The sequence below is a fragment of the Coleofasciculus sp. G1-WW12-02 genome (genome assembly GCF_040219735.1).
Taxonomy (GTDB): Bacteria; Cyanobacteriota; Cyanobacteriia; order Cyanobacteriales; family Coleofasciculaceae; genus Coleofasciculus.
This window is the reverse complement of record NZ_JAVJRX010000050.1, coordinates 67,279-83,449: the sequence shown is the minus strand read 5'-3', so window position 1 is coordinate 83,449 and position 16,171 is coordinate 67,279. Positions and strand designations below refer to the sequence as shown.

The window sequence follows — 16,171 nt, the reverse complement described above, 5'->3', positions numbered from 1 at the left end:
ACCGAAGGGTTTATGACGTGGTGAAGTGATATACTAATCACCATTTTTGTAAATTTTTATGTACGTTACACTAACACTCTACCTCTGTATGATTTACTCCATCAGTGGGCAGAACCGTAATAGTTGGGTGTAGTTGCCGTCTACAGGGGATTTCAGGGAATTTAGATTAAGGTCTGAAGAAGGCGTCCCTTTCTACCCATCTATACTTAGTTTGTTCTATTGGTCAACCGGATCAATCAGAGAAGCTGGGGGAGCAGGGGGAGCAGGGGGAGCAGAGGGAGAAGCTTATCCGAGCAGTATTGCGTCCCGCCTGACCAAGTAATGTTGAATTAACTTCCCCATCACCCTCACGCTTCCCCCGGTGGTGATGCTTCTGACACTGTGAACTGCTGTTCGAGTTGGCGATAGTGAGGTACGTCAATAAGCTGCTCAAATTCTCTTAAGGAGACGAGATTGGTGAAGCCTGCGGTAGTCCCCTTTTGGCGCAAATGACTCAAACAATCCATCATGGCTTTGTCGCTGCAAATAAGCCAGAGAGGGGATAGACGACGATTTTTAAGCCTAATTCTTGCAGTTGTTGCCCCGATAGCACAGGAGTTTTTCCCCCTTCTATCATATTGGCAAACAGAGGCACATCGGGAAGTGCTGGCGCGATCGCACTACTCCCTTTATAACCCAGTCCTTGTCAAGCGGACGAAAGGCAAGTGTAGCAGCGATTTTAATCGCCGTGACAAAAGGGGGTTACTTGATTTAATCGGACTGTTTAACCACTTGTTTTAACCCTTTCTTCCAATCGGCGGCTCTCTGGGGGTTGGGATAGGTGCCAATGAGTTCTCTTAATTCGGTTTGATGCTTGGGTTTGAGTTCCGATTTAGTGCGATTTCCCAAAAGACAGATGGCGCGTTGTAGACTATCTTTATCGCCAGGAAGTTTTGGCGGTAAGTCTACCGGAAAGGTGGGATGGGGTTTTTGGGATGATGATTTAATGCTGGTTATAGCAGGTAAATTGGCGGGGAGAGGGGAGAGATCAACGGGATTAATGTAACCATAACCCCCTTTTTTGTCGGTGAAACAGAGTCGGGGAATTCCTTTTCGTTGTGTTCCATCCAGTCTGCCAATTCTACCTCTATATTTGTGTTTGTTTGAATGGGCGGGATCAACAATACACATATCACCGGGATACAAGGTATAGTTCTCCGTGGTCGCTTTGCCGTTATCGGAGCTTCCGGTACAGTGTTTTCCGTGGTTGAGATAAACTGTAACTTGCTTCATGTGACTGATTACAGACGTAGCATGGCACATCTCTACATAATCTACGACTTAGGAATCCGGGCGAGTTTTGTGGTTCAGTTGTTAGTAACCCATTTTAATATACAGTCCTCACCCCCAGCCCCTCTCCATCCCCCCTAACCCCCCTTATAGATCCCCCTCCCGTCCCCTTCAAAAGGGGGAAGCCAGAGGATGTTTCGCTTCTGTTGCATGGGGGGAATAGGGAGAGGGGAGCAAGAGGGATTATTGTTATGCTTCCCCTGCTTCCCCTGCTTCCCCTGCTCTCTACCCCCACCACAATACTTATTCAGCAAACCCTATTGTATCCGGTCGGATGGCTCTAACAATCGTCACCGGATTCAGGGGGGTAAAACGGGTGAGTTGAGCGACGGGAATGGAACGGGAAAGCTGAACCTGTAACAATCGATATGTCCAACCGCGATCGCTCAACCAATTGACTGCCTGATTTAGATGTTCTAAGGTTGCCAAGGCTAACACGACTATTCCATTATCCACGAGTTGCCCCTGCGTGCGATCTAAAATCGCTAACAAGTTTCCTCCACTTCCGCCAATAAAAACACGCTGGGGTGTGGGTAGCTGTGACAAAATATCCGGTGCTGTACCATAGATCGAGGTAACATTCGTAACCTGTAAACGACGGCAATTTTGTTCAATTAAAGCCGTTCCCATCGCCGTTTTTTCGATAGCATAGACTTGAGACGTCGGCGATAATCGGGCAATTTCAATAGACACTGAACCTGTTCCTGCACCAATATCCCAGATAATTTGTTCCGGTTGTAGGGATAGTTCTGCTAAAATCAGGGTACGGATTTCCCGCTTCGTCATTAAACCCGGGCGATCGCGAAAACTGGCAAAGCTGTGATCCGATAACCCTAAAATGGCTAATGTGGCGACATCTAGGGGAGTATCACTGGGTTCAGGGTGACGCAGGAGAATCACGACATTCAGAGGCGCGATCGCTTCTAAGTGTACCGCATCCACAGGTAAACACCTCACTCGTTCATCGGTTCCACCTAAGTTTTCACACAACCAAAACTGGTAATCACCAGGTAAATCCAGATCAAATAACAGGTTTGCGATCGCACTCGGCGTATTTATTTTATCCGTAAGCACGGCAATTTTTTCCGTCCCCTGTTGTAGCGCTTGGGTTAACCTTTCTAAAGAACGCCCGTGACTACTAATCGTCACCGCATCTTGCCAAGGGACTTTAACCCGACTAAATGCTAATTGTACCGCACTGACATGGGGATGAAAGGTGAGGTTTTCTCGTGGCAATTCGGCTAATAATAAACGTCCCAAGCCAAAAAACAAGGGATCGCCACTTACTAACACAATGATACAGCAATTTTGGTCATTCTTTGCCAACTGACGACGAATCTCACGGATCACCTGCGTCAAATCGCCCAAAACCAAGCGGGGTGCGGGATGACCAGGGAAGTAACTTAGGACGCGATCGCTCCCTACTAACAGAGTCGCCCGTTCTACTAATTGTCGCACGGATTCTGTGAGTCCCGCCGCACCATCTAAACCGATTCCGACTACATGAATGTCATTAGTCATTTGTCATACTCGCTTCCTTGAGAAGCAAGCTACGTCATTTGTTATTAATATTTTATGTAGGGTGGGCACTGCCCACCAGCCTTAAGTCAGTTATTAATATTTCATGTAGGGTAAACAAGAGTTAAGTTCACGAATTTTCCCAGGCTAAAACAATTAAAGCATTAAGAATCGCCGCCGCGACAGGGGAACCCCCCTTGCGCCCATTAATCCGAATTTGCGGAACTAGAGTTTTTGTTAAAGCCTCTTTTGCTTCCACGACAGAAATAAATCCTACAGGTGCGCCAATAACTAAAGCTGGTTTTACTGAAGATTGTTGTAACTCAGCACATAATGCTAAAAGTGCAGTCGGTGCATTACCAAAGATATAAATGGCTTCAGGAAACTGACAATAACAACTTAATAAACCCGTTTCCGTGCGAGTCTTACCAGGAAGCGCCACAGATGCTTGTTCAACCGCAGCCATTACCGGATTCCTGAAGGTTTTGCCCACCATTCCAGTAATTCCCTGTTTAACCATACCCACATCAGTAATAATCGGGGCTTTATTTTGGATAGCTGTAATTCCGGATGCAATTGCCTCTGGACTAAAATGAATTAGTTTAGCAAATTCAAAATCCGCCGTACTATGAATCACCCGCCGGACAATAGCATATTCATCAGGTGTAAATTTATGTTTACCAATTTCTTGGTCAATGATAGCGAAACTTTGCTCTAGAATCGGATGATTTAGCGGATTCATCATAACTGCATTTAATTAACTTGCTCAATTATCCACTCTAGCTTTGCCCTAGGGCAAGTCGTTCAGTTATTCACAGTTCTTTAAGTCAATCAATCTCTCTATTCTTGATCAAATTAAGTAGCTTGCTAGAAACAGACTAAACTACATTAAGGCTCTCCCGTACCTAGGGTGATAAGCAAACCTGATTATTCTTGGAAACTTTGTGGGGCAAGACTTTCAAAACAATGTTTTTAGGGAAGCTATCACTAATATAGGCTTTTCCACCACAAGTACGGGAGAGCCCACCTTGTTGACGGACTGACTGGGTGACAAAAATTTCTCAGCCATTGTTAGCCGCAAAGCGATCGATTTTTTGTAGGGAATCAAAAAATTCAATATCTGCTTGAATAACTTCACCCGTAAATCGAGGAGACTTAAAATTTTCTAGATTAGTTGCCATGATTTGTCTTTTAAGATTATTAATTTAAAAAACTCAAAACCATTCAATTAAACCATGGATAGTTAAAGATACTAAATAACTTTATGAAATATTTCGATTTTCACTAAGTAAGAATATTATTCTCAAGAGGGCGGTTGTAGACGCTTACTTCGGCTTCTCTATAAAATCTAACGGGAGCAGTACGGAAAACCCGAAAATCCTAAATATACATGGGTAGAAATAGAGGAGGATCAATTGCTAAAACTATGACGGAGTGGGGCTTCATGCTGCATATAGTACATCTGCACCGGGGGAACTTCAATCCAATATCTGGCACAATAGCGTAGGGATGAAATTTATGGGTGAATATGGCGACTTATTTAGTGACAGGTGCGAACCGAGGTATCGGCTTAGAGTTTTGCCGACAGCTAACCGAACGAGGAGAAACGGCGATCGCGGTTTGTCGCCAAACGTCTGAAGCTCTCGACAGCTTAGGAATTCAGGTGGAGAGGGGGATTGACATCACCTCAGATCAGTCCGTTGGTGACTTAGCGGCACGTTTAAAGGATACTCCTATAGATGTATTGATTAACAATGCCGGAATTTGGCGGAAAAATACCCTCCCCCAACTTAACTTTGATACCATTCGGGAACAATTTGAGGTGAATGCGTTGGGCGCTTTGCGGGTAACCCAAGCTTTACTCCCCCATTTGGGTGCAGGTGCTAAGATTGCCATCATGACTAGCCGCATGGGTTCTATTGAAGACAACACCTCTGGTAATGCTTACGGCTACCGCATGTCTAAAGTCGCACTATCCATGGCGGGTAAATCCCTGTCGATTGATTTAAAACCTCGTCAAATTGCTGTGGCTATCCTCCATCCGGGTATGGTTAGTACAGATATGACCGATCAGAGTGGCATTCCTCCCCAGGAAGCAGTTCAGGGACTTTTAGCCCGAATTGATCAGCTCAACTTGGAAAATTCTGGCACGTTTTGGCACGCGAAGGGGGAAGTACTTCCTTGGTAAGCTCTGTTGAGTCAGGGGATAATCCATACAATAACGGACATAATATAAGGATGCGATCGCGTGACAAAATTTCCCGTCCTTTGGTGATTGCTCACCGAGGCGCAAGTGGCTATCGTCCCGAACATACCCTCGCTGCTTATGAATTAGCGATTCAGATGGGGGCGGATTACATTGAACCCGATTTGGTGATGACACAGGATGGGGTATTGGTAGCGCGTCACGAGAATGAAATCTCAAATACCACAGATGTGGCGATTCGTCCAGAATTTCGCGATCGCCAAACCACTAAAATGATTGATGGGCAAACTATCAGCGGTTGGTTTACTGAAGACTTTACTCTCGCTGAACTAAAAACCCTAGGAGTCAAAGAACGATTACCTCACCTGCGTTCGACAGAATTTGATGGCTTGTTTGATATTCCTACTCTGGTAGAAATTCTGGAACTCCTCCAACGCCAAAATGCTGCAACTGGACACAGGATTGGCATTTATCCAGAAACTAAGCATCCCACCTACTTTAACGCGATCGGACTCTCGCTAGAAGAACCATTGGTAGAAATCCTCAACCAGTACGGTTGGTGCGATCGCAACTCTCCTGTGTTCATTCAATCCTTTGAAACGGCGAACTTGAAAGCGCTCAAGCAAATCACTGATGTATCCTTGGTACAGTTAGTGAATGACATCGGTCAACCCTACGATTTTATTGCTCATCCTCAACACCATGACAATAGCAATCGGATGTATCGAGATCTGGTAACGCCTCAGGGGTTAAGGGAAATTGCTGATTATGCAGATGCGATCGGGATTAACAAACGTCTGATTGTACCCACAGGAGCGGATGGTTACTTGTTACCCCCCACCTCGTTACTCGATGACGCTCATGCTCAGGGTTTGCAGGTTCATGGCTGGACATTCCGCAATGAAGAGGTTTTTCTCGCCCCAGACTATCAAGGTAATCCTGAATTGGAGTATCAGCAATTCTATCGCCTGGGAATTGACGCACTATTCAGTGACTTCCCCGACACAGCGCTTCAGGTTTCTCGATCATCGGTGTAAGTTCGTAGCCTGCTACGTCTGTCATAAACGGAAAATTGAGAAAAATTAGAGTTTTTTAACCTGACTTACAAAAGTACATAAGTACTACAATGCGGCTAAAACTATTGCGAGATTTGGATTATAGCGATTTAAGAGAGAAGCTTACTGGGTAAACCGTCTCCTGAGATGGCGGAACATCTTGTTTGATGAGAAGGGCTTGATTTCCCTTTCACCAAATTTTCACGATTGAGATTTTTAATGGTGGGTGTAAGTTCGAGGTAAGCTTGTCGCTCAATAAATACGATGGGGTTGAGTTTACTTACGCCAAAAACGGACTTAAAGCAAGATTTGTGGCAATTGCCCATTACGCCGATAGGAAGGGTATGTCTGGAACAACCTGCCAGGAAAAGGGATCTATCTTTAGGAGACCGAGTAAAAATACTTACCGACGACCCAGCTTTTATGAAAGTGAAGCTAAAGAATATGAACAACTCTATAGTAACTTTGATGTTACGAATTATTGAGTCACACTTCTTAACATAAGCAAATCTTACATTACAATTCTTAGCATAGACTAGCTTTGTTAAAAAACTCTGACGAGAGAATATAAGTCACCCCTTCTATCATCAGGGTTTCACTGTGGCAACTCCCAGAGAGAGAATCAATAGCACCCACTTTGAGGGAAAGAGAAAGTCACCCTCCGGATCAACGAATAATTTAACCTGATTCAACTGATAGCCATCACTTAAACACCACTAAACCTAGGACGTATTTCAAGTGTATTTCGGTTCAACTATAGTCATAGTGAATAATCTACAGTTTTGTGTATTACGTTTAATTTACTCAAACCTAGTAACTTCGGTGTATCTCTTAACCCGGAACTTCTGTGAAGAAAACTTAAAGCATAAGATGTACTTATTAAGGTGGTATGAACTCTCAATGAAGCTTTGGTAAAGATCATTGATCTGGAATTTTATCTTGCTATAGTTTAATTATAGAGCAGTGGCAAAAAAAGATTTCTCTCAAACTTCTACTAATCGGGTGTGCCACTAACAGGTTAAATCAACAACTAAAGAAAAACTCTCTGATAAGAGCAGTTTATCTCTCAAAACTTTAGGGCTAGGTGAAGAAACACTCAGCTCACAGGTTCGTACATCTACTCGGAGAAAAGAATAATGAAACTCGTTGCATCTACCGCGATCGCTCTCAGCTTAACATTTTCTACTCAAGTTGGAGTAGCTCCTGTTTCTGCCAATGCCAGCATGGAAAATAGGATAAGGCAAGACCAGCCTGTGAGTCCTCAACAGCAGATAGAGGATGCGACGAGTCCCAATATGTGTCGTAGGATATGGGGCTTTTGGTGGTGTTAATAACATAACTATTTAAATTTCATAAATCTCTGTTTAGAGAATACATATATTCAAGGAGCAGAGAAGATTCAAACCTTAAGGGGGTATGAGTTGTTATACTCTTACTATTGCCCCCTGATGTGCTTATATGGAAAGACAGCCCTATCCATTCTGGTTACTTACAACTCTTCCCTACTGCATTCTGATTTCAGTTAGCTCTGCTCAAGGGCAAATTGTCCCCGATGAGACATTACCTACCAATGTTAATAGTGCGGACAATCTTCAATTCACTATCACTGGCGGTAGCCAAGCCGGAGGAAACCTTTTCCATAGTTTTGAGGAGTTTTCAGTACCGACGGGTGGATCGGCTTTATTTGACAACACCTCTACTATCCAGAACATTATTAGCCGTGTGACTGGTGATTCAATCTCGAACATTGATGGTTTACTCAAAGCGCAAGGTAATGCCAATTTATTTCTCCTCAATCCTAATGGCATTATCTTTGGCACTGAAGCAGCCTTAGATTTGGGTGGTTCCTTTATTGCTAGTACAGCCAATAGTGTAAAATTTGCCGATGGCACAGAGTTCAGTGCCACTAACCCCTCAGCCTCATCGATACTGACCGTCAGTGTTCCTGTAGGACTGCAATTTGGAAACTCTCCTGGACGGATTATCAACCGCTCTCGAGCAAGTCGGGGTGATATGCAGGAAAAATTCAATGGTAGTAGAGTTCCTGCGGGTTTGAGAGTGGATGCAGATAAAAGCTTAGCACTGGTAGGTGGTGAAATTATCTTAGAAGGTGGTAATCTAACAGCACCAAGTGGGCGGATTGAAGTAGGAAGCGTTGGTAGTAACAGTAGGGTCACGTTGAACCCAACGAATCAAGGTTTGGCTCTAAGTTATGAGGATGTTGAAAAGTTTCAAGATATTCACCTATTCCAAGCAGCTATCATTGATGTAACCGATCTGAGTCCTTTGTTTAATGCTGGAGATATCGGTAGTGGTGATATCCAAGTACAAGGCAGACAAATAACACTTGCCGATGGCTCATTAATTTCTTCTTTCACGTTTGGGTCAGTTTCAGCCGGAACTATAGTTGTGACGGGTTCAGAATCAGTAGAACTGAGTGGATTTTCAGAAATTCTGGGGTCTAGCAACATAAACACGAATACGGGAGATGACGGAGATGCCGGAGACATAAAAGTTAATACTCGGCGGTTAATTGTCCGGGATGGAGCAGGAATATCTACTAGTTCATTTCCATTCATCAAAGGTTCTGCTAGTACAGGTCGCAGCGGAAATTTAACTGTAACTGCATCAGAATCGGTACAAATAACTGGTAGTTCCCCAAATGTCGGATCAAGTGATTTAAGGGTTGATACCCAAACCAATGGAGATGCTGGAAATTTGGAGATTACTACAGGACGGCTGATTATTGAGAATGGGGGAAAGGTATCAGCAGCGACCTCGGGTGCAGGTCAGGGTGGGATGATAACGGTCAATGCCTTGGATTCCGTGGAAATAATTGGTACAGGTATTGCTGAAGAGAATCAGATTAATTCCAGTACGTTAGAAGCGTCCAGTCAAGGAACAGGCAATGCAGGAAATTTAATGATTACCACCAATAACTTGAGACTCCGAGATGGAGGAAAGGTATCAGCAGCAACCTCAGGTGCAGGTCAGGGTGGAACGTTAACGGTAAGCACCTCAGATACTGTAGACGTTATTGGTAATGGTTTAGGAGAAGATGGTCAGCTTCTGACGAGTCGATTGGAAGTTTCAAGTGAAGGAACGGGTGATGCGGGAAATTTAACAATTGCAACCAACAACTTGAGACTCCGAGATGGTGGGGAAATCAGGGCGACCTCAACTCAAGCTGGGGGAGGTAATATCGACATCACGGCTGAAGATATTCGTCTACGCAACGGTAGCTTGATTAGTACCAGTGTTTTTGAGAGTATCGGTGGTGGTGGCAATATTACGATTAACTCCGATGTCTTTATCGCTCTAGAAGATAGTGACATTCTGGCAAATGCCTTTGATGGCAGGGGAGGTAATATTGAGATTGTCTCTCCCGTGTTTCTGGCAGACCTTTTCTCCAGTGGTCAAGCAACAGCCGTAGGTCGCAACCCAGGCTCCTTTGAACCATTTCGCGGGAATGACCGCGTGGATATTTCAGTAGAGGCATTGGGTACGAGTTCCACGGCGACGTCTGGTAGCTTATCAGTATCTTCTCTGAGCTTGGATCAAAATTCTATCTCGTCCCTATCCACTAATTTTGTCCCTCCAGAGCAAGTAATTGCCGATAGTTGCCTTACCCACCGCAATAAGGAGCAAGGTAGCTTTATCGTGACAGGTACGGGTGGTTTACCCAATACCCCCTATGATCCACTACAGGGTCGCTATACTGTCACTCAGGTTCAGGGCATTACTGGCGATGGGGGACAACAAACAACTGCACTAACGGTCAATTCCCCATCCTCAACCCCCAGTTTCTGGAAACCCGGTGACCCAATTCAAGAAGCTCGCGGTATGATGGTAACGTCTGATGGACGTATCATAGTGGGTACTGCTCCTGAACTGGTGGCGATGATTAACACTGATGATTTAATCTGCTATCAGGCGGCATCACCAGAAGAATAGCGAGTCCCCTAATAGCAGTTGGTAGAGACGTAAGGCGTGGAACGTCTCTACAAGAGGGATAAGTGTGTAGTTTTTGTTACGGTTTTTTGGGAATTAGGGGATCGATTTCGATTACATCGACTGGTGTTCTATAGCAGTTCGCTCTCGCTCCCGTTACAGTACAAGTGATCCTTCAAACATCTACCCATTAACAATAGGCGAAAAAGCAGTACCCTAAACAAGTGCAGCCATCTGCCATCAGCCATCTGCCTTTTTGTACTAGCCTTCTAACCATCAAGGAGCGCACAGACATAGGATGTGGAAAGAACTGAGACAAAAAATTTGGGCAGGGCGAGGTGTCTGGACTGTTGCTCCTGGTGTAGCTGGACTCGTTATTTTATTACGGCTGCTCGGCTTTTTACAGCCTTGGGAATGGGCAGCTCTTGACCAATACTTTCGTTTGCGTCCTCAAGAACCTGTTGATGAACGAATTCTGATTGTGGGAATTAGTGAGGCGGATCTAAAAAAGGTCGGACAGTGGCCCATTCCTGATTCTGTCCTGGCTAAACTCCTCAAAACCATAAAAGCTCAAAACCCCAGAGTGATTGGTCTTGACCTTTATCGAGATTTACCTGTTTTGCCCGGTCAGAACGAATTGGTCAAAGTTTTTGAAACTACTCCCAATTTAATCGGGATAGAAAAAATTAATCAGCAAGATCCTAACGCTAGTGTAGCTCCCCCACCGATGTTAGACCAAAAAGGACAAGTGGGGTTTAATAACGTGGTGGTCGATGCGGATGGCAAGCTGCGTCGAGGGTTGCTTTATATGGTTAAAAACGATCAACCCACTGTGTCGTTTAGCATGAGACTGGCGTTGATGTATTTAGAAGCGCAAAATATCATAGCTCAACCGTCACAAACGCATCCCAAAATTTTTCATTTAGGGAAGGGAGTATTTCAACCTTTTTCAGCCAATGACGGCGGTTATGTTAGCGCAGATGACGGGGGTTACCAGATTTTGCTAAACTATAGGGGTCCGGCGCGTACCTTTTCCAGGGTGTCATTGACAGAGGTACTTGAAGATCGGATACCACCAGACTTAATGCGCGATCGCCTCGTTTTAATTGGGGCAACGGCAACTAGCCTGAATGATTTCTTCTACACCCCTTATAGTGGTGATAAAATTGCCACCCAAGAGCGCACACCTGGGATAGAAGCTCAGGCTAACATCATTAGTCAATTGCTCAGTTCAGCCTTAGACGGACGTTCTGGACTCAAAACTTGGTCCGAACCCATCGAAGTGGTCTGGATTTTCCTCTGGTCTTTAACGGGTGCAACCCTGTGTTGGGTTTTGCGAGATGCTGGAGGTTTGGCTAAATTACTGCCGCGTTGGACACTAATCAGCCTTTTGTTTGCGCTGGCAGGTTTGGTGGGGAGCAGCTACTTAGCCTTTATCATCAGCAGTTGGTGGATTCCTGTAATTCCTCCCGCCTTGGCTTTATTGGGTGCCGCTACAGCAACTACGGGGTACATCGCCAACTTCGAGCGTGAAGAGCGACACACTGTTATGAATTTATTCGGTCGCCATGTAACGAAGCAAATCGCCGAAGCAATTTGGCGCGATCGCGAACAACTTCTCAAAGAAGGACGTCTACGTGGTCAGAAGATGACGGCGACGGTTCTGTTCTCAGACCTGAAAGGGTTTAGTACAGTAGCAGAAAATATGGGTTCGGAAGTGCTTATGGCTTGGCTGAACCAATATATGGATGCTATGGCTGGGACGGTGCTAGACCATGGCGGTGTTGTGGATAAGTTTATCGGAGATGCGGTGATGGCTGTGTTTGGCGTGCCGATTAAACGCACGACATCCGAGGAAATTGCTCAAGATGCTATAGCCGCCGTCAGCTGTGCTGTAGCCATGGCACAGAAACTGCAAACCCTCAATCAAGAGTGGCAACGTCAAGGCTATCCCCAAACAGCGATGCGCGTGGGAATTGCTACAGGAGATGTCGTCACAGGTAGCTTGGGAAACTCTCAAAGGCTCGACTATACCACCCTAGGAGATAGCGTGAATGTCGCGGCTCGATTAGAAAGTTACGATAAAACTCTAGATGGGGGAATTTGCCGGATTTTAATCAATGAAGAAACCTATCAGCATCTGCAAAATCAATTCCCCACGAAACAAATCGGTCAGGTTAGACTCAAAGGGCGCGAACAGTTAACCGCAGTTTATCAAATTTTGCTGTAGTTGTTCAAAATGCCATGTATAATGATTTAGATTTTGCCAGCAAAGAGCGCTATTGAGTCTAAAATTCTTCAGGCAAAATTTTTCAACAGCTAGAGTAGGTGCATCACATCCAAACCCTTTGTAAAAAGACCCTTATGAAACGAAGGACTTAACCTCATGAACACTACTCGGCAAAAATTAGTAACGATCATTGCCGGGACAGCTTCAATTCTTTCCCTGCAAATGTTCGGCTTTTTAGATCTACCTGAACCCCAGATTTTTCAGTCGTCAAAAAATTTAGAATTTCTGACCTCGACCTGGAAAGATCTACCCGCCAATGCGGAGTTAAAATCAACGTCAACCAATCGCGCGTCTAAACAATATATACCACCCGTGGCAAGTAATCCACGGCGGACGATTGGGTCGGGTTCACGCGGCTGTAGCCAATCGTTAACCAACGATTTAGTTACGTTATTGATCCCATCTGAGGATTATGCTGGACAAACCACATCGGGTCATCCTACCTTTTTCTGGCACTTATCACAGCCTGTCTCTGTACCCATGCGGTTTGCTCTAGTGGAACCTGGAGTTCCTGAACCGCTATTTGAGAAACAGATTGACTCTCCCCAGATGGGAATGATGCAGTTGCAACTTCCCAAAGATCGACCTGAACTGCAAACCGGACGAACCTATAAATGGTCAGTAACTCTGATCTGTAATACCAAGCGTCCGTCAGCCAATCCCGTATTTATTAGCTGGATTGAGCGTGTACGCACACCAGGGGTTTTAGAACAACAACTGCCATCGACTCCTCCTACCAAGAGCAATGTGCCAACACAGGTGTGGCGCGATCGCGCTTGGAGCTATGCTGAATCTGGGCTTTGGTACGATGCCTTAGCGGCGATGTCCAAAGTTCCAACAGCTAATTCCCATGAGTTAGCCACCAACGATGATTTTCTGGCACTGCTTGAGCAAGTTGGTTTAACTCAAGTGACCCAGCAAGAGCGGCTCAATGTTGCCACAAGACTATCAACATTCTAGTGGACAGCCCACTAGCTTCGAGTAGGTCTTATGTAACGGAAAGCGGGTAGAGCGTGAACATTCGTGCAATAACGGGAGTAGGGATAAATGGTATATCCCTACTCCCTCTTTTGAGTTCTATTGAGCAAGCCCTAACTAATTCCAATTCCCAATCAGAATAAACGGCGACCAAACCGCAGGATGATTATAGTTGACATTAGAGATCATCTGAAGCTGCGCCTGTCTTAACGCTTCTGCCCGGGTGATGTCAGGTTGGCTCAGTTGGCTATAAAATTCGGCAATCAGCGGAACAGTCGCTTCATCATTGATATACCACAGCGTCGCTAAAGCACTCTCGACACCCGCTCGAACAGCGACACCCGCAATTCCTAAGGCTGAGCGATTGTTACCCGTCGCCGTTTGGCAAGCACTCAAGGTGAGGAGTTTCACCGCTTCTCGACGACCGCGAGAACGCAATAAATTGTCGAGTTCTTCAATACTAATTTGTTGATCATAACCCAGTAGAAATGTACTCTGGGAATCGACACCAAATTTGCCATGGGTTGCCATGTGAACAACGGGAAAATTTTTGCGTCGTAGTTTTGCTTGCAAGTTCGAGAATGTAAATTCCTGATCAATTAACTCAGTCCCGCCTAATATTTCTTCGACCGCATTTAGCTCAGCTTTTACATTCGTGAGGGCGGAAAAGGGAGGTCTAGCAACCGTTAAACCCATACTCAACACACTTAAGTGATTGTGATCTAACGGTTGACTCGTAGTCAATGACAGACTGGGGGTAATCGCAATGGGATACTTCTCAATCAAAAACTTTTGACCATCATGCAGCGCACTCATGGGTATCTGACGCAAGACGCCATCGTTGATGAAGACTAACGTCTTGGGTTGCATGAGAGCTAAATCAGCTTCCAGAGGACGAATCAGCAGATTATAAATTTCTTTTGCTTGGAAGATATATTGCTCTGTGGTTCGCAGTTCGAGAAAGTAGCGTAGCTGCTCAATCTCGGCTTCCATATCTTCCTTACTGATGGGGACAGGATAGTTTTTCAGGGAACCATCGGGCGAGCGCAGGATCATTTCGGTGCGATCGTTCAAAATGATCGAGTAGATGACAGCCGCATTGGCATCGGCTAATCCTTTCTCATTTTGGGCTTTGTCTTTCGCTACTTGCACACATTCATCGCCGAAAAAGTTTTCCAACTCTGCTAGTTTGAGCAGTTCGACGATATCGATGACTTTTTTCAGGGGTGAGGCTGCTACCTGGGAATTAGGATCGCTCAAATCGCCACTAGAAGCATTCAGGAGCAAATCAATCAATTCCCGATAAACGGGTTCAACCTGTTCCCGGAAATCCAGTTGTAACTCTTTATTCGTGACTAAATCGCCGCGAATGTTTTGCAGCGTCGAGATCGCCCCTTCATAAGCGGAAATGGCTTGAGTGGTGGCTCCTCTAGCTTTCAGCATCCGCCCTGCTTGCCATTGCCAGCGATACAAACTATCGGATGATTGAATTTGCTGGGCTCTAAATTCCGCTTGGCGAGTCAACTCCATCGCCGTGCTGTAGTCTCCGGCTGATTCATACAATTGTCCTAAGCTCCCTAGGGCAAAGGATTGAGCTTTAGCATCGCCAATCTTTTGAGCAACCATCATGGCTTGGCTCAAAAGCTGGATCGACTCCTGTGTCGAAGCCTCTGATTCGATACGTTGAAAACTCTCTGCTAGGTTAATCAACGTATAGGCTTTCTGTCGCGAATCGGGTATTCTGACTAGGAGTTCTCTGACTCGTTGCCAATTCGTCTGGAGAAATTCTTGATCAGCACTACTCAATGGTTGGGCTGAATTATTACCAACATTGACTAGATGACGACTAATCACCCAGCGATTTAAATTCATTAAGGCTTTAATTTCGGTCAAACTCTCTAAGGCTTGAGCCGTTTGTAGACTTTGCTCAAAAAATGTTCTTGCTTGGGTCCAATCCTGAATCGCTTCTTGGGTTAAGCGCGTTGTCTGTTCAATATCTCCTTCTAACTCAGCCACCTGCGCCTGATAACTATACCGGGTGGCTTGGCTCATGTAAACATTCCCCAAGTTATTCAAAGCTGTGGCGATAAAGCTGGTATTATTCAATTCGCGGGCAATTTTTAGGCTACGTTTGTGGGCAGACAGCGCCTGATCATAGTTTCCCAAACTCCAGTGAGCATTGCCTAAAGCGCCCTGAGCGGCTGCTTGCGTTAAGGGATCTGGGTATTTAGTGGTGAGTTCAATGGCTGACTCTAAGAGAGTAATCGCTCGCGGATGCTGTCCTAAATCATTGTAGGTTTGGGCTTGTTCAGTTAATAGCCCCGCGATCTGTTTGCGGTTTTCTGCATCGGGCAAAGCCTGGTAAATTTGGATCGCCTTTTCCCAGTGCGCGATCGCCTGAGCTAGTTCCCCCATTTGCCGATAGGCTAAAGCTAGGTTATTGTGAACAATTGCTCTATCTTTTTCGTCGGTGATTTGAGGTAGGGCTTGTTCCCAAAAGGTAATGGCTTGGGCAAATTCTCCGATTTGATAGGATTCAATTCCCTTGGACACGAGCTGTTTTTCAGCAGTCGGTGTGAGCAATTGCTGCTGTTGAATTTCTGTTGCGGATTCGGCTTGCCCAGTGGACCAGGGATGAAAGCTGATACAAAAGACAAGGCTGGCTAAGGATAATCCAATAAATCGACGCCAAAGCTGCCAACCGTGGGACATTTTTCGGAACAACGATAACGATTAACTCTATTTTAGGAAATTTCCACCGGAACTGGGTGGTCTAAATTTGAGAATCTCAGGGTTTCTCAACGTGCAAAAACAGGGGACAATTAGTCTTCGCAAGCTGCTACT

At 45.2% G+C, this 16,171-nt stretch carries 12 protein-coding genes; 6 read left to right on the top strand and 6 right to left on the bottom strand.

Features of this window, described 5'->3' with window-relative positions; all coding sequences use genetic code 11:
• Positions 1 to 347 precede the first annotated feature (347 nt).
• The 5 genes from RID09_RS09040 to RID09_RS09020 form a co-directional block, all read right to left on the bottom strand.
• Positions 348 to 509 (bottom strand): hypothetical protein, encoded by a 162-nt coding sequence (locus RID09_RS09040; RefSeq protein WP_446335612.1) that lies wholly within the window; start codon positions 507 to 509, stop codon positions 348 to 350.
• Positions 506 to 634 (bottom strand): hypothetical protein, encoded by a 129-nt coding sequence (locus RID09_RS09035; protein WP_446335611.1) that lies wholly within the window; start codon positions 632 to 634, stop codon positions 506 to 508. Before RID09_RS09035 ends, RID09_RS09040 begins: the two co-directional genes overlap by 4 nt.
• A gap of 116 nt (positions 635 to 750) precedes the next feature.
• Positions 751 to 1,272, bottom strand: a complete 522-nt coding sequence (locus tag RID09_RS09030; RefSeq protein ID WP_446335610.1) for a hypothetical protein — start codon at positions 1,270 to 1,272, stop codon at positions 751 to 753.
• A 300-nt stretch (positions 1,273 to 1,572) separates the two neighbouring features.
• Positions 1,573 to 2,850, bottom strand: a complete 1,278-nt coding sequence (gene cbiE / locus RID09_RS09025) for a precorrin-6y C5,15-methyltransferase (decarboxylating) subunit CbiE (RefSeq protein ID WP_446335609.1) — start codon at positions 2,848 to 2,850, stop codon at positions 1,573 to 1,575.
• A 127-nt stretch (positions 2,851 to 2,977) separates the two neighbouring features.
• Complete coding sequence (locus RID09_RS09020) at positions 2,978 to 3,589, bottom strand: cobalt-precorrin-8X methylmutase (protein WP_446335654.1); 612 nt, start codon at positions 3,587 to 3,589, stop codon at positions 2,978 to 2,980.
• 786 nt (positions 3,590 to 4,375) lie between these two features.
• On the opposite strand from RID09_RS09020, the gene RID09_RS09015 reads away from it, so the two are divergent.
• The 6 genes from RID09_RS09015 (at position 4,376) to RID09_RS08990 (ending at position 13,309) form a co-directional block, all read left to right on the top strand.
• Complete coding sequence (locus RID09_RS09015) at positions 4,376 to 5,035, top strand: SDR family oxidoreductase (protein WP_446335608.1); 660 nt, start codon at positions 4,376 to 4,378, stop codon at positions 5,033 to 5,035.
• 50 nt (positions 5,036 to 5,085) lie between these two features.
• Positions 5,086 to 6,090, top strand: a complete 1,005-nt coding sequence (locus RID09_RS09010) for a glycerophosphodiester phosphodiesterase (RefSeq protein WP_446335653.1) — start codon at positions 5,086 to 5,088, stop codon at positions 6,088 to 6,090.
• A gap of 1,154 nt (positions 6,091 to 7,244) precedes the next feature.
• Positions 7,245 to 7,439 carry a hypothetical protein gene (locus RID09_RS09005; RefSeq protein ID WP_446335607.1) on the top strand — a complete coding sequence of 65 codons (195 nt, stop codon included), beginning with the start codon at positions 7,245 to 7,247 and terminating at the stop codon, positions 7,437 to 7,439.
• A gap of 127 nt (positions 7,440 to 7,566) precedes the next feature.
• Complete coding sequence (locus tag RID09_RS09000; protein ID WP_446335606.1) at positions 7,567 to 10,062, top strand: two-partner secretion domain-containing protein; 2,496 nt, start codon at positions 7,567 to 7,569, stop codon at positions 10,060 to 10,062.
• A gap of 295 nt (positions 10,063 to 10,357) precedes the next feature.
• On the top strand, positions 10,358 to 12,289 hold the full coding sequence (locus RID09_RS08995; protein ID WP_446335605.1) for a CHASE2 domain-containing protein: 1,932 nt from the start codon (positions 10,358 to 10,360) through the stop codon (positions 12,287 to 12,289).
• A 156-nt stretch (positions 12,290 to 12,445) separates the two neighbouring features.
• Positions 12,446 to 13,309, top strand: coding sequence for a DUF928 domain-containing protein (locus tag RID09_RS08990; RefSeq protein ID WP_446335604.1), 864 nt, complete (start codon positions 12,446 to 12,448; stop codon positions 13,307 to 13,309).
• A gap of 135 nt (positions 13,310 to 13,444) precedes the next feature.
• Here RID09_RS08990 and RID09_RS08985 read toward each other — a convergent pair whose 3' ends face one another.
• Entirely contained in the window at positions 13,445 to 16,039 is a 2,595-nt protein-coding gene (locus tag RID09_RS08985; RefSeq protein ID WP_446335603.1) for a CHAT domain-containing protein, read from the bottom strand.
• Positions 16,040 to 16,171 lie beyond the last annotated feature (132 nt).